The organism is Paraburkholderia silvatlantica (genome assembly GCF_003096715.1).
Taxonomy (GTDB): Bacteria; Pseudomonadota; Gammaproteobacteria; order Burkholderiales; family Burkholderiaceae; genus Paraburkholderia; species Paraburkholderia silvatlantica.
In genome coordinates, this window is record NZ_QEOL01000024.1 from 57,747 (window position 1) to 71,402 (window position 13,656).

A 13,656-nucleotide genomic window follows, 5' to 3' on the forward strand; every position below is an offset into this window, starting at 1 on the left:
CCGATTTACCAGCGAGGCTTGACTGCAGCGTGCGGTGCCGAAGTCGTTGATCGCGTAGTGGCGTGTGGTGCGGTTGTGATTGGCACGCACCAAAAGACGCGCACCAAAAGAAAATGACGCAGACCCGCGAGGGAATGCGTCATTCACAGGATGCTGCAAGGTACAGCTTCTTTACTGCGTGTTCGCTTCTATGTTCTGCTTCTATGTTCGTTGGTAGGCTCGATTGGATTCGAACCAACGACCCCCACCATGTCAAGGTGGTGCTCTAACCAACTGAGCTACGAGCCTGTCGAGGCGCGAATTATAGAGACACTCGCGCGCGCATGCAAGCGCTTTTCTCGAATCGGGCGAAACGCCGTGTTTCCGGGCGTTCGTCTATGCGAACTCGCGCGCCAGGTTACGCAGGTTTTGCGCGGGATCGGCGAGCGTTTCGCGGGCGATGCGCGCGCGTTTGCCGATCAACGCCTTGGCGCTGCGCATGTCGCGCCCCTGATTCACGGTGATCGCGCCGACCAGCGCGCCTTCGCCGTCGAGGCCGAATAGCACGCAGGGCGGCGCTTCCAGCGAACCGCGTACGAGCCATTCAGGCGCAGCCATGTCGCCCGCGAACTGGATGTTGAGGCCGCATTGGTCGGTCCAGAACCAGGCCGCTTCCCAGGCTTCGGTTTCGACGCCGAGCATCGCGCGCGCGGCCGTCTGCGCCTGACGATTCGCGTTCTCCCACGTTTCGCGGCGCTGGTGGCGGCCGCTCGCTTCGTCCCACTGGCTCGCGGCGTCGCCGGCTGCGTAGATGTGCATGTGCGAGGTGCGGCACTGCGCGTCGATCGCGATGCCGTTGTCGACGCGCAGTCCCGCCGCCTGGGCGAGCGTGGTTTCCGGTTCGACGCCGATGCCGTAGATCACCGCATCGCCAGTAATGCGCGTGCCGTCTTCGAGCGTCAGTACGAGTTCGCTGTTTTCGCGAGCGGCCGACGCGAGCGGCGAGCCCAGATGCAGTCTCACGCCCCGCGCGCGATGCACGTTGCACAGATGCCCGGCGAGCAGCGGCGGAGCACAACGCGCCATCGCCCGCGGGGCCTGTTCGATCACGGTGACTTGCGCGCCGAGATCGACCGCACTCGAAGCCAGTTCGAGACCGATCACACCCGCGCCCACCAGCAATACGCGTTTGCTGGGTTCAAGCACAGGCAGAAGGCGTTGCGCGTCCTCTAGCGTGCGCAGCGTGTAGACACGCTCGCCCAGCGCGTCGAGCATCGGCAGGCGCCGCACGCGCGCGCCCGTGGCGAGCAGCAGTGCGTCGAAGGCGATCGATTCGCCGTTCGCGAGCACGACGACACGCGCCTGTGCGTCGAGCGCGGTCACGGCCACGCCGAGCTTCAACTCGATGTTGTGCTCCGCGTAGTAGCCTTCGCCGTGAATCGCGCAGCGCGCGGTTTGCGGTTGCAGCAGCAGGTCCTTCGAAAGCGGCGGCCGTTCATACGGCGCGTGCGTTTCCTCGCCGATCAGCACGACGCGGCCCGCATAGCCTTGCTGGCGCAATTCGGCGGCGGCGAGCGCGCCCGCCTGGCCCGCACCGACGATGACGATAGTCGAGGCGTTCATGATCCGTTTCCCCTCACAGATGCAGGCCGCCCGCCGCGTGACGGATGCCGCGAATGCCGAGGCCGGCGTCTGCATTGATCATCACGCCGCTGAGCACGCGGTTGTTCGCGCGTGAGGCGAGCATCACGTAAGGCCCGGTGAAATCCGCAGGCTGCGGGAAGAACTGTAGCGGCAGGATGCCGGCAATCGCTTCGGGCGAGCGCGAATCCATGATGCGCAGGTCTTGCTGGCCGAGCGAAGCGGGGCCGCGCAAATCGCTCGCCATGCCGCACGGGCCGACGCCGTTCACGCGCACCTTCGGTGCGAGTTCATAGGCCAGCTGGCGGATGATGCCCACGGCCGCGTGCTTGCTCGCCGTGTACAAGGGGCCGCCGCCACCCGGATAGAACGAGGCGTTCGAGAGCGTGAAGATCATGCTGCCTTCGCTCGCGACGAGCGCGCGCGCCGCCGCTTTCGCGCCGAGCAGATAGCCCTTCACGTTGATCGAGAAAAGCTCTTCATAACCGTTCTCGAGTTGTTCGGGCGAAAGATCGACGAGGCTCGAAGCGTGGTCCCAGATCGCCGCGTTGCCGATGAAGACGTCTAGCTTGCCGAACGCATCGACGGCGGCGCTCACGGCGCGCTCGTTGTCGGCGTACGAGGTGACGTCGCCGTGCACGGCAACGACACGATGCATGCCGCGTTGTGTGCCGAAGCGTTCGCGCAACGCCGCGACTTTACCGGCCGAGCGTTCGAGCACGGCCACGCGCGCGCCTTCGTCGAGAAAGCGTTCGACGAGCGCGAGGCCGAGTCCCGAGCCGCCGCCCGTAATCAACGCAACTTCGTTATCGAGCCAGCCCATTACGCGGCCTCCGGGACGTCGACAAACACCGCGCCGTCGACGAGCGTGACAGGGAACGTCTTGAGCGCTTCGGTCGCAGGCTGGCACAGCGCCGCCCCTGTCTTCAGGCAGAAACGTGCGGCATGCAGCGGACATTCGACGGTGCCATCGTCTTCGACGTACCCTTCGGACATCGAAGCGTTGCCGTGCGAGCAGCGGTCGTTCAGCGCGAAAAGCTCGCCGTTGACCTTGAATACGGCGATCGCGGCGGACGGGCCGTCCACCTTGATCGCTTCGCCGTCGGACAACGCGTTGTCCTGGCAGACAAAAATACGGGCCATGATCAGAAAAGCACACTCAGGTTATGGGAAGTGAGCACCGCCTGGTCCAGCGTGATCTCACGGTTACACACCTGCCAGCCTTGCGCGCCCTCCACGCGGCGCACGCGGTCGATGCGGCGGCCCACATAGAACGTCTCGTCGCGTTCCTTCTGCGAACGGTAGAGCGCGTAGTTCACCTGTGCTTCGTACTCGCCGGGCGTTTCGGTGGTGAACGCCCGCAGATTCGTCACGAGATGGCGCGTGCGCGAAGGCGGTTCTTCCGCCCACGCCATGCCGGTTTCGAGGCGCGCCACGCGGCGTTCGAGCTGGAAATGCGTGTCGTTGAAGATCCACGTGGTGGGTGGCTGCACGCCGCGCCGACGGTCGCGCGTTTGCGCGTTGACGGTCGTGCGCATGGTGTAGCGGATGTCCTTCGACATGAGGTCGAGCCATGCGCGAAAGCGCCAGCCGTCGAGCAGCGCCGCTTCGTCAAAGAGGAACTGCCCGATTTCGTGATGCAGTTCGAGACCCACGCGCGTGGGCGTGAAAACCGGTTCGGCGGCTTCGCTCATTTGAGCACCTCCGCTTCGTAGCGCGCGGTACGCTCGTTCACTTCGTCCCACGTTTCGGCAATCAGCAGGTCTGCCCAGCGTCGGTACATGCCGCGCGCAGCGGTCTCCGAGAAAATGTAGTTCGTCATGCCAGGTATGCCGTCTTCGCGCATGCGCTCGTTGCCGAGACCCATTTCGAGACAAAGTTTCGTTTTTCGCGCGCGGCTGCCGCGCAACACTTTCTGCACTTCGGCCCAGTTTTCCGAGTCGTCCTGTTCGAGAAATCCTGCGGGTCCGAACGCGCGCGTCGCGCTGCGCTCGAACGCGGCCTTGACCTCGTCGGAAGCGGCTTTGTCGGCGATACAGAACGCCCACACCTCCACCTGGTTCGGCCCGCGCGGATGCCAGACGCGCAGCGTGGCCGTGCCGTTGAGCCAGGAAAGCGTGGGGAACATGTTGTTGTGGCCCGCGAGACGCATCGCGCGCACCTTGCCGAGGCGCGCTTCGGCTTCGCCATAGGTGTCGCGGAAGTACTGCGAGACTTCGCCGTCCACCCACACGTTCGCGTCGGGCTGCTCCGTGAAGAAGAAGCCGCTGCCATGGCCCGCCTGGCCATACTGCAGCGCGCCCTTCGCGGTCTCCCATACAGGGCGCGCCGTTTGACCCGCGCCCAGCGCCTTGTCGGCTGTGCCTTCCTTCGCGCCGAGCACTTCGATGGCCGACGCGTGCGTGAAGAGCGCGTGATACTGATCGCTCGCGAACTGCTCCGCCGGGAATTTCCAGTTGCAGTCGATCACCCACTTGTGCACGCCGCCCACGATCTCGGTGCCGCCTTCGCGGCGGTCGAGCACGCCGTCCAGATACCAGGCGATGTCGCCCATATAGGCTTCGAGGTCGGGCGCGTTCGCGTCCCAGTTGCCGAACACGAGGCCCTTGTACACGGCCACGCGCGTGACTTCCTGCAAGCCCCATTGCTCCTTGCACAGGCCCTGCGGATAGGCGCGCGGTTCGAGCGGCACGTCGATGAGCGCGCCGTCCACGCCATACGACCAGCCGTGATACGGGCACGTGAACGCGCGCGTGTTGCCGCAATCGGCGTGGCTCACGCGCATCGAGCGATGGCGGCACTGGTTGAGGAAGGCCTTGATCGAGCCGTCCTTCTGGCGCACCACGACGATGGGGTCTTCGCCCATGTAGGTATTGAAAAAGTCGCCGGCTTTCGGTATTTGACTGACGTGAGCGAGAAAGAGCCAGCAGCGGCCGAAAATACGCTCGAGTTCGAGCGCGTAGATGTCGGGGTCGGTATAGATCGACGACGTGACGCGGCCATTCTGCGCGTCGACGAGTGCATCGATGTCGATGATTGCGGACATGCGAGTCTCCTCCGTGGGAGCATTCCCCTTTTGGCGGAGAACGCAGACGGATGATCGTTGCTCGCTTTGCCGTTGTGAAATATTTTGTTTGTTGCCACTAAGACTTCGAAACGATAATTCGAGCATGGAACTGAGACACCTGCGCTACTTCATTGCCGTTGCCGACGAGCTGAGCTTCACGCGCGCGGCGCAGCGCCTGCATACGGCGCAGCCATCGCTGAGCCAGCAGATCCGCAATCTCGAAGACGAAGTGGGCACGCCGCTCTTCGAGCGCACGCGCCGCAAGGTGGAATTGACCGACGCCGGCAAGGTGTTCCTCGCCGAGGCGCGCCTCGTGGTGGCCCAGGCCGATCGCGCGGTGGCGCGTGCACGCCAGGTGGGGCAGGGGCGCGCGACGGTGACGATCGGCTTCGTGCCTGCCGCGGAGATCCGGGTTTTCCCGATGATCTTGCCGCGTTTGCGTTTGCGCTTTCCCGAGGTGAATGTCGAGTTGCGCAGCCTGCCGACGGCCGAGCAGGAAGAGGCGCTGCTGCGCGGCGATATCGACGTGGCGTTCATGCGCCGGCCCGTCGTCTCGCCTGAATTGCGCAGCGAAGTCGTGCTCACCGAGCCGCTCGTGGTGGTGCTGCCGGGCACTCATCCGCTCGCGAAGCAAAAGCGCATCGCACCGGCGCAACTGAGCGGCGAGCCGTTCATCAGCACGCATCCGCAGTTCTCGGGGCAGGTGCACAGCGTCGTCGAGGCGTATTGCGAGGCGCACGGCATTCAGCGCAAGGTGGCGCAGGTCGCGACCAATATTCTGCTCAATCTGAATCTGGTGGGGATGGGGCTCGGCTACGCGCTCCTGCCCGCGTATGTCTCGTCGCTCACGAGCAGGGCGATCTGCACGCGCGCGCTCGAAGGCGAGCCGCCCACCATCGACTTGCTGATGGTGTCGCGCAAAGAGCCGCATTCAGCGGAGCTCGAAGCGTTGTTCGAACTCGTGCGCGAGAGCGAGGCTTAACGCTTGGTGTTTTCCTCCTGCGCCTCCAGCGCCGCCACCATTTCCTGCGCGGCGCGCTGCAACTCGGGCACGAAGCGGCGCACCGCCTCCGCCGGATGGATGGCCTGCTCCAGGTAGATCACGTTCAGGCTCGCGAGCACGCGCCCGTGGGCCTCGATGGCCGTTGCGAGCGCACCGATCTTGCGCTGGTCCGCCCAGTCGCCGTGGTTCGAGCCGAAGCCGTCTGCGCGGGTCTGGCGCACGAGATTGCGGATATAGGCCTTGTCGCCAGCCAGCTTTTGCTGCTGCTCGCCACCCGCCCCCGCGCGCAATAGTTCGAGGATGTCTTCGCGCTCCGCCTCGGGGCACATCGCGAAGTACACGCGGCCGGCCGCCGTGAGCAGGATCGGCAGGCGGCGGCCCACCATCGCGCGGTGAAACGAAAGCGGGCTGAAGCGGTGCGTGGTCTCGCGTATCACCATGGAGTCGCCATCGGGCGTCGTGAGGTCCGATGGCCATACGGTGCGCTGGAGCATTTGCGCCATGATCGGCGGCGCGATGGTCGCGATCAGCTCGTCGTCGGTGAAGCCTTCGCTCAGGCCGCGCACGTTCATCGTCAGACGAAAGCTGTCGTCGGAAGCGCTGCGGCGCACGAACTTCTCCTCGACCAGGGTTTCCAGCAGGCGCCTCACGGTCGTGCGGTGCAGACCCGTCGCCTCGCTCAGCTGCTGGCTCGTGGCGCGCCCGTTCTCCATGGCGTTGAGCGCCTGGAGCACCTGCAGGCCGCGCGCCAGCCCCCGCACGTTTGCATACTTCGTCATCAAAAACGCCTTAAAAATCAACTGTGTGCATTCTATGCACATTTCTCTAAAAATGTTGAGCGCGCATCGGGCGGAACCTAGACTCGCTTCCATTCACCGGACTGTGACAAAACGTCCAACCGGGTGATCCGTTTTCAGGCACCCCCTGTCAGCATCCGCAGCGGCTCCCTAAGCCGCGCGAGAAGGAGACACATGAACACCCCCCTCGCCCAGGTGGCGGATATCGTCCGCCCTCGCCAGATTGCCACCGACGTCGCCATCATCGGCGCGGGTCCGGTCGGCCTCATGATCGCCAACATTCTCGGCCTGCAGGGCGTGCGCGTCACGCTCGTCGAGAAGCTCGACCAGATCATCGACTATCCGCGCGCCATTGGTCTGGATGACGAAGCATTGCGGGTGTTTCAGTCGATCGGCCTTGCCGATGCGCTGCTGCCGCACACCACGCCCGACCACTGGATGCGTTTCGTCACGAAAGACGGCCATTGTTTCGCGTCGATCGAGCCGCGCACCGACGAATTCGGCTGGCCGCGCCGCAATGCCTTCATTCAGCCGCTCGCCGACCGCGTGCTGTATGAAGGGCTCGCGCGCTTCGAGCATGTGGACGTGCTGTTCGGCCACACGGTCGACGCATTCGAGCAGGACACGCAGGGCGTGACGATCGACGTGAGCGACGTGAACGGCGAGCGCCGCACGATCCGCGCAGCGTACCTGGTGGGCGCGGACGGCGGCAACAGCTTCGTGCGCCGCGCGCTGAACGTGCCGTTCGAAGGCCGCACGAAGCCGAATCAATGGATCGTGGTGGACGTGCGCAACGACCCCATCGGCTCGCCGCATATTTATATGCATTGCGATCATCAGCGCCCGTATGTGTCGGCTGCGCTGCCGCACGGTATTCGCCGCTTCGAATTCATGGTGATGCCGGGCGAAACGGAGGAAGAACTCTCGAAGCCCGGGAACATGGCCGCGCTCATCCGCAAGGTGGTGGCGGACCCCGACAAGGTCGACTACATCCGCAAGCGTGTGTACACGCACAACGCGCGCCTCGCCGAAACGTTCCGCGTGGACCGCGTGCTGCTCGCGGGCGACGCCGCGCACATCATGCCCGTGTGGCAGGGCCAGGGCTACAACAGCGGCATTCGCGACGCGAACAACCTGGGCTGGAAGCTCGCGATGGTCGCGAAGGGCGAGGCCGACGGCCGCCTGCTCGACAGCTATACCGTGGAGCGCCGCGCGCACGCGCGCTCGATGATCCACCTCTCCGAAGTGGCGGGCGATATTTTCGCGCCCACCACGCGCCTTGGCGCGCGCTTTCGCGACACGTTCGTGCGTTACATGAACGTGTTTCCCTCGGTCAAGCGTTACTTCGTGGAAATGCGCTTCAAGCCGATGCCGCGCTATGAAGCGGGCGTCGTGCTGCTGCCGCCGCCGCAAAAGACGGGCGGCTGGTTTGCCAGCCTGCTGGAACGCTCCGGCAACTCCGCGCCGGGCCGCCTGCTCGGCCTGATGAGCCAGAAGCGCGACTCGCTGATCGGCCGCCTCGCGTACGGCCGCGATCCGCTCGCCGCCTCGCCCGTGGGCCGCATGTTCATCCAGCCGCGCGTGCGGCTTGCCGATGGCCGCGTGGTGCGCCTCGACGACGCGATCGGCAACGGCTTCGCGGTACTGGCCTGGGGCGCGGACCCGACCTTCGGCCTCACGCCGCAAGCCCGCGCGCTGTGGGAGCGCCTTGGTGCGCGCTTCGTCTTCGCGAAGCCCGACGTGCAGCTCGAATACGCCGACGACGTGCCCGAGGGCGTGCTCGCGCTCGGCGACGTGCAGGGCCGCCTGAAGGAGTGGTTCAGCCGCCTGCCCGAATCCGTCGTGCTGCTGCGCCCGGACCGCTTCGTCGCGGGCGTGTGCACGCCGCAACAGGTATCGGACGCGATCGTCGAACTCGCGGGCAAGCTCGGCATGACCGAAGCCGCCTTGCATGGGGCGAGCGCCGCTGCCCCGCAAAACCGTCCCGTGCGCGGCGTGGCCGTTGCGCGTACCGCAGGAGCCTGAGCATGCCGATTCACCTCGAATGTCTGTCGCATACGCCATTGCATGGCTATTTCGATCCGCGGCCTGACGTGGTGGCGGAAGTCGAACGTATAGGCCGCGCCGCGCGCGAACGCGTGGAGGCTTTCAACCCCGACGTGATCGTCGCGTTCGCACCCGACCACTTCAACGGCTTCTTCTATGACGTGATGCCGCCGTTCTGCATCGGCGCGCGCGCGGAAGCGATCGGCGACTTCAAGAGCCTGGCCGGCACGCTGCCGGTTCCTGAAGCACTTGCGCACAGGCTCGCCGAAAACGTGCTCGACACCGATATCGACGTGGCGCTTTCGTACCGCATGCAGGTCGATCACGGCTGCGCGCAGGCGCTGGAAGTGCTCACGGGCGGTCTCGACCGTTACCCGGTGATTCCGGTGTTCATCAATTCCGTGGCGCCGCCCATGGCGACGCTGCGCCGCGCGCGTCTGCTCGGCGATGCCATCGGGCGCTTCTTCTCGCGCAGCGGCAAGCGCGTGCTCGTGGTGGGTTCGGGCGGTATTTCGCATGAGCCGCCGGTGCCGGAACTGGCCGGCGCGGCGCCCGAAGTGGCCGAACGCCTGATCGCGGGCCGCAACCCCACGCCCGATTCGCGCGCCGCGCGCCAGGCGCGCACCGTGGCCGCGGCGAAGTCGTTCACCGCGGGCGACAGTCCGTTGCATCCGCTCAATCCCGAATGGGACCGCGCGTTCCTCGCGCGCCTTGCGTCGGGCGAGCTGACTTCCGTGGACGGTATGACGAACGCGGCCATCACGCGCGACGGCGGCAAATCGGCCCACGAAATCCGCACATGGGTGGCGGCGTTCGGCGCGTTGGCTGCTTACGGCCCGTATTGCGCTTCGCTCGATTACTACCGCGAAATTCCCGAGTGGATTGCGGGTTTCGCCGCCATGCACGCCACGCCCGACGCGGCTTGATAGAACAGTACGGACTCCGGAGAATCCACATGTCAGATCCAAAACTCGTCGCGGCGCTGGCCGCGCGCCTGCGCGAAGCCGAAGCGTCGCGCAACGTGATCGAACCGGTGCGCGGCGAGATCGCTATTGACGATATCGCCACCGCTTACGCCGTTCAGCAAGCCAACGTCGATCTGCGCGTGGCGAAGGGCGAGCGCATCGTGGGCCGCAAGATCGGTCTCACGTCGCTTGCGGTGCAAAAGCAGCTGGGCGTCGACCAGCCCGACTTCGGCGCGCTGTTCGCCTCGATGGCCTGCGGCGACAGCGAGGCGATTGTGCTCTCGCAACTGATCCAGCCGAAGGTGGAAGCGGAAATCGCGCTCGTGCTGGAGCACGACCTCACGTTCGAAAAGCACACCTTCGTCGATATCCTGCGCGCGAGCGCCTATGCGCTCGCGGCGATCGAAGTGGTCGACAGCCGCATCCGGAACTGGGACATCCGCTTCGTCGACACCGTGGCCGACAACGCGTCGAGCGCGCGCTTCGTGGTGGGCAGCCGCCCGGTGCCGTTCTCGCAGATCGACTTGACCGCCTGCGCGATGGAACTCTCGCGTGACGGCGAAGTGCTCTCGCGCGGCAACGGCGCCGCTTGCCTCGGCAACCCGCTCAACGCCGCCGTGTGGCTTGCAGACCGCATGGTGCGGCTCGGCACGCCGCTGCGTGCGGGCGACGTGGTGCTCACGGGTGCGCTCGGGCCCATGGTCGCCGTGAAGGAACCCGGCACGTACACCGCGCAGATCGAAGGCCTCGGCAGCGTTCGCGCGACTTTTTCCGCCTGACACAGGAATTCATATGGCTTCCGAAAAACTCAAGGCCGCGATCATCGGCTCCGGCAACATAGGCACGGATCTGATGATCAAGATCATGCGCAACAGCAAGCATCTGGAAATGGCGGCGATGGTCGGCATCGACCCGAATTCCGATGGCCTCGCGCGCGCCGCGCGCCTCGGCGTCGCGACCACGCACGAAGGCGTGGTTGGTCTCACGCGCCTGCCCGTGTTCAACGATATCGACTTCGTGTTCGATGCGACTTCCGCTGGCGCTCACGTGAAGAACGATGCGCTGCTGCGCACGTTCAAGCCGTCGATCCGCGTGATCGACCTCACGCCCGCCGCGATCGGTCCGTACTGCGTGCCGGTCGTGAACCTCGACGCCCACATCCAGGCGCCTAACGTCAACATGGTGACGTGCGGCGGCCAGGCCACCATACCGATGGTCGCGGCTGTGTCGCGCGTCGCGAAGGTCCACTACGCGGAAATCGTCGCGTCGATCAGCAGCAAGTCGGCAGGTCCGGGCACGCGCGCCAACATCGACGAGTTCACCGAAACGACTTCGAAGGCCATCGAAGTGGTGGGCGGCGCGGCGAAAGGCAAAGCCATCATCGTGCTGAATCCGGCTGAGCCGCCGGTCATGATGCGCGACACGGTGTATACGCTTTCTGAGGCGGCCGACCGCGTGAAGGTCGAGCAGTCCATCGAAGAGATGGTCGCGAAGGTGCACGCCTACGTGCCGGGCTATCGCCTGAAGCAAAAGGTGCAGTTCGACGAGATTCCGGCCAGTGCCCCCCAGAATATCCCGGGCCTCGGCAAGTTCAGCGGCCTGAAGACCTCGGTGTTCCTCGAAGTGGAAGGCGCCGCGCACTATCTGCCCGCTTACGCAGGCAATCTCGACATCATGACTTCCGCTGCGCTCGCCACCGCCGAACGCATGGCGCAGACGCTTCTGAGCGTGCAGGGAGCTTAAGACCATGAGCAAGAAACTCTACATTTCCGACGTGACGCTGCGCGACGGCAGCCACGCCATCCGCCACCAATACTCGATCCAGAACGTGCAGGACATCGCCCGTGCGCTGGACAAGGCAAAAGTCGACAGCATCGAGGTCGCTCACGGCGACGGCCTGCAGGGCTCGAGCTTCAACTACGGCTTCGGCGCGCACAGCGACCTCGAATGGATCGAAGCCGTGGCCGACGTGGTTACGCATGCGCAGATCGCCACGCTGCTCCTGCCCGGCATCGGCACGATTCACGACCTGAAGGCCGCGTACAACGCCGGCGCACGTGTGGTGCGTATCGCCACGCATTGCACCGAAGCCGACATTTCGAAGCAGCACATCGAATACGCACGCGAACTGGGCATGGACACGGTGGGCTTCCTGATGATGAGCCACATGACCACGCCGGAAAATCTCGCCATCGAAGCGAAGAAGATGGAAAGCTACGGCGCGACCTGCATTTATGTGGTCGATTCGGGCGGCGCACTGACGATGAACGACGTGCGCGACCGCTTCCGTGCCGTCAAACAGGTGCTCAAGCCCGAAACGCAAACGGGCATGCACGCGCACCACAATCTCTCGCTGGGCGTGGCGAATTCGATCGTGGCGGTGGAAGAAGGGTGCGACCGCATCGATGCGTCGCTCGCGGGCATGGGTGCGGGCGCGGGCAATGCGCCGCTCGAAGTATTCATCGGCGCGGCGGAACGCATGGGCTGGAACCATGGCGCCGACCTCTACACGCTGATGGACGCCGCCGACGACATCGTGCGCCCGTTGCAGGACAGGCCGGTTCGCGTGGACCGCGAAACGCTCGCGCTCGGCTATGCGGGCGTGTACTCGAGCTTCCTGCGCCACTCGGAAGTGGCCGCGAAGAAGTACGGCCTCAAGACGGTGGACATTCTCGTCGAACTGGGCAAGCGCCGGATGGTGGGCGGCCAGGAAGACATGATCGTCGACGTGGCGCTCGATCTGAAAAAGCGCCAGCAAGCATTGCAATCCTGATCAAGTGCGCCGCGCATCGCCTTTGGGCGGTGCGCGGCGTTGCTGCATATAGCCGCCGGAAAGAGCGGCTCGCAAATACACATGGAGACTTTTTATGACGTCGCGAAACAGTAGTGCTGGAGGAGGTGGAACGAGCAGCAAGGCAACCATCGCCCTGTGTCTGGCGATTGCGCTGCTCGAAGGGCTGGACCTGCAATCGGCGGGCGTAGCGGGGCCGCGCATGGCGAAGGAGTTTCATCTTGCCGTCGCGCAAATGGGCTGGGCGTTCAGCGCCGGCGCAATCGGCCTGTTGCCGGGCGCGGCACTGGGCGGCCGGCTTGCCGACCGCTTCGGCCGCAAACGCGTGCTCATGTGGTCGGTGGCGCTGTTCGGGCTGTTTTCGCTTGCCACGACCATGGTGTGGAATTTCGAAAGCCTGCTCGTCGCGCGTCTGCTTACGGGTCTCGGCCTTGGCGCGGCCATGCCGAACCTGATCGCGCTGTGCTCGGAGGCAGCGGGTGAGCAGCAGCGCAGCACGGCCGTCGGAGCGATGTACTGCGGCATGCCGTTCGGCGCGGCGATTGCCGCCGTCATCGGCATGCTCGGCACGGGGGAGCCAAGCTGGCGCCACGTGTTCTACGTCGGCGGTCTCGGCCCGATCGTGATGGTGCCGCTGCTTGGCCTGTTCCTGCGCGAGTCGCAGCAGTTCGTCGCCGCGCAGGCTTCGAAGGCCGCGAAGGAAGGCGCGCCAACTGTGACGCAGGCGCTCTGGCGAGCGGGCCGAGCGCGTACCACGATTGCGCTGTGGATCAGCTACCTCGGCACCTTGATCGTGCTGTACTTCCTGATGAACTGGCTGCCCTCGATGGTGCTCGCACGCGGCCTCACGCGCGTGCAGTCGAACCTCGTGCTGATGCTGTTCAACATCGGCGGCGGCATCGGTGCCGTTGCGATCGCAACGATCATGGATCGCTTTGGCCGCCGCGGCACGGTGATCGGCATGTACGTGGGCATCGTGGCGGCGCTCACCGTGCTCGCAAGCGCGGGCGGCGCAAGCTCGACGGCCGTGGGCGGCCTGCTGTGCGGCTTCTTTATCGTGGGCGGCCAGTCCGTGCTTTACGCACTCGCGGGCCATGCGTACCCCACGGAAGTGCGCGGCACGGGGGTGGGCGCGGCAGTGGCCGTGGGGCGTCTGGGTTCGATTCTCGGGCCGCTCGTGGCGGGCCAGCTGTTCGCGCTCGGCCAAAGCCCGTCGATGCTGGTGGGCTCGAGCATTCCGCTCGTCGTGATCGCGGCGCTCGCCGCGCTCAGCGTGGTGGGTGCATTCAGGCAGCGCCGCACGTTGGGCGCACAGGGCGCATGAATGTAAAGGGGAGAAGGCATGCGCCTTCTCCGGCATGGGTTAT

Annotated in this window: 13 protein-coding genes and 1 tRNA gene; 7 read left to right on the forward strand and 7 right to left on the reverse strand. The window is 65.3% G+C overall.

Annotated elements, in window-relative coordinates:
- Positions 1–211: 211 nt before the first annotated feature.
- The 6 genes from C7411_RS27390 to hcaE all read right to left on the reverse strand — a co-directional run bounded on the left by C7411_RS27390 (position 212) and on the right by hcaE (position 4,666).
- A tRNA-Val gene (locus tag C7411_RS27390) sits at positions 212–288 on the reverse strand.
- An 87-nt stretch (positions 289–375) separates the two neighbouring features.
- Positions 376–1,602: a 3-phenylpropionate/cinnamic acid dioxygenase ferredoxin--NAD(+) reductase subunit gene (hcaD, locus tag C7411_RS27395; protein WP_181431383.1), complete on the reverse strand. Its 1,227-nt coding sequence runs from the start codon at positions 1,600–1,602 to the stop codon at positions 376–378.
- 13 nt (positions 1,603–1,615) lie between these two features.
- Positions 1,616–2,443 carry a 3-phenylpropionate-dihydrodiol/cinnamic acid-dihydrodiol dehydrogenase gene (hcaB, locus tag C7411_RS27400; protein WP_110387148.1) on the reverse strand — a complete coding sequence of 276 codons (828 nt, stop codon included), beginning with the start codon at positions 2,441–2,443 and terminating at the stop codon, positions 1,616–1,618.
- Positions 2,443–2,763 carry a 3-phenylpropionate/cinnamic acid dioxygenase ferredoxin subunit gene (hcaC, locus tag C7411_RS27405; protein ID WP_110387149.1) on the reverse strand — a complete coding sequence of 107 codons (321 nt, stop codon included), beginning with the start codon at positions 2,761–2,763 and terminating at the stop codon, positions 2,443–2,445. The genes hcaB and hcaC overlap by 1 nt, the downstream gene beginning before the upstream one ends.
- A 2-nt stretch (positions 2,764–2,765) precedes the next feature.
- Positions 2,766–3,314 (reverse strand): 3-phenylpropionate/cinnamic acid dioxygenase subunit beta, encoded by a 549-nt coding sequence (gene hcaF, locus C7411_RS27410; RefSeq protein WP_110387150.1) that lies wholly within the window; start codon positions 3,312–3,314, stop codon positions 2,766–2,768.
- Complete coding sequence (hcaE, locus tag C7411_RS27415; RefSeq protein ID WP_110387151.1) at positions 3,311–4,666, reverse strand: 3-phenylpropionate/cinnamic acid dioxygenase subunit alpha; 1,356 nt, start codon at positions 4,664–4,666, stop codon at positions 3,311–3,313. Before hcaE ends, hcaF begins: the two co-directional genes overlap by 4 nt.
- Positions 4,667–4,790: 124 nt before the next feature.
- Here hcaE and hcaR point away from each other — a divergent pair, with 124 nt between their 5' ends.
- Complete coding sequence (hcaR, locus tag C7411_RS27420; RefSeq protein ID WP_110387152.1) at positions 4,791–5,669, forward strand: DNA-binding transcriptional regulator HcaR; 879 nt, start codon at positions 4,791–4,793, stop codon at positions 5,667–5,669.
- Here the strand turns inward: hcaR and C7411_RS27425 are convergent.
- On the reverse strand, positions 5,666–6,469 hold the full coding sequence (locus tag C7411_RS27425; RefSeq protein WP_110387153.1) for a DNA-binding transcriptional regulator: 804 nt from the start codon (positions 6,467–6,469) through the stop codon (positions 5,666–5,668). The genes hcaR and C7411_RS27425 overlap by 4 nt on opposite strands.
- Positions 6,470–6,661: 192 nt before the next feature.
- On the opposite strand from C7411_RS27425, the gene C7411_RS27430 reads away from it, so the two are divergent.
- The 6 genes from C7411_RS27430 (at position 6,662) to mhpT (ending at position 13,613) form a co-directional block, all read left to right on the forward strand.
- Positions 6,662–8,512 (forward strand): bifunctional 3-(3-hydroxy-phenyl)propionate/3-hydroxycinnamic acid hydroxylase, encoded by a 1,851-nt coding sequence (locus tag C7411_RS27430; RefSeq protein WP_110387154.1) that lies wholly within the window; start codon positions 6,662–6,664, stop codon positions 8,510–8,512.
- A 2-nt stretch (positions 8,513–8,514) separates the two neighbouring features.
- Entirely contained in the window at positions 8,515–9,459 is a 945-nt protein-coding gene (locus C7411_RS27435) for a 3-carboxyethylcatechol 2,3-dioxygenase (protein ID WP_110387155.1), read from the forward strand.
- Between the two features lie 29 nt (positions 9,460–9,488).
- A complete protein-coding gene (gene mhpD / locus C7411_RS27440; protein ID WP_110387156.1) occupies positions 9,489–10,277 on the forward strand; it encodes a 2-keto-4-pentenoate hydratase in 789 nt (262 codons plus the stop codon).
- Positions 10,278–10,290: 13 nt separating this feature from the next.
- A complete protein-coding gene (locus C7411_RS27445) occupies positions 10,291–11,241 on the forward strand; it encodes an acetaldehyde dehydrogenase (acetylating) (protein WP_110387157.1) in 951 nt (316 codons plus the stop codon).
- Positions 11,242–11,245: 4 nt separating this feature from the next.
- On the forward strand, positions 11,246–12,271 hold the full coding sequence (gene dmpG, locus C7411_RS27450) for a 4-hydroxy-2-oxovalerate aldolase (RefSeq protein ID WP_110387158.1): 1,026 nt from the start codon (positions 11,246–11,248) through the stop codon (positions 12,269–12,271).
- 94 nt (positions 12,272–12,365) lie between these two features.
- Positions 12,366–13,613: a 3-(3-hydroxy-phenyl)propionate transporter MhpT gene (mhpT, locus tag C7411_RS27455; protein WP_110387159.1), complete on the forward strand. Its 1,248-nt coding sequence runs from the start codon at positions 12,366–12,368 to the stop codon at positions 13,611–13,613.
- Positions 13,614–13,656 lie beyond the last annotated feature (43 nt).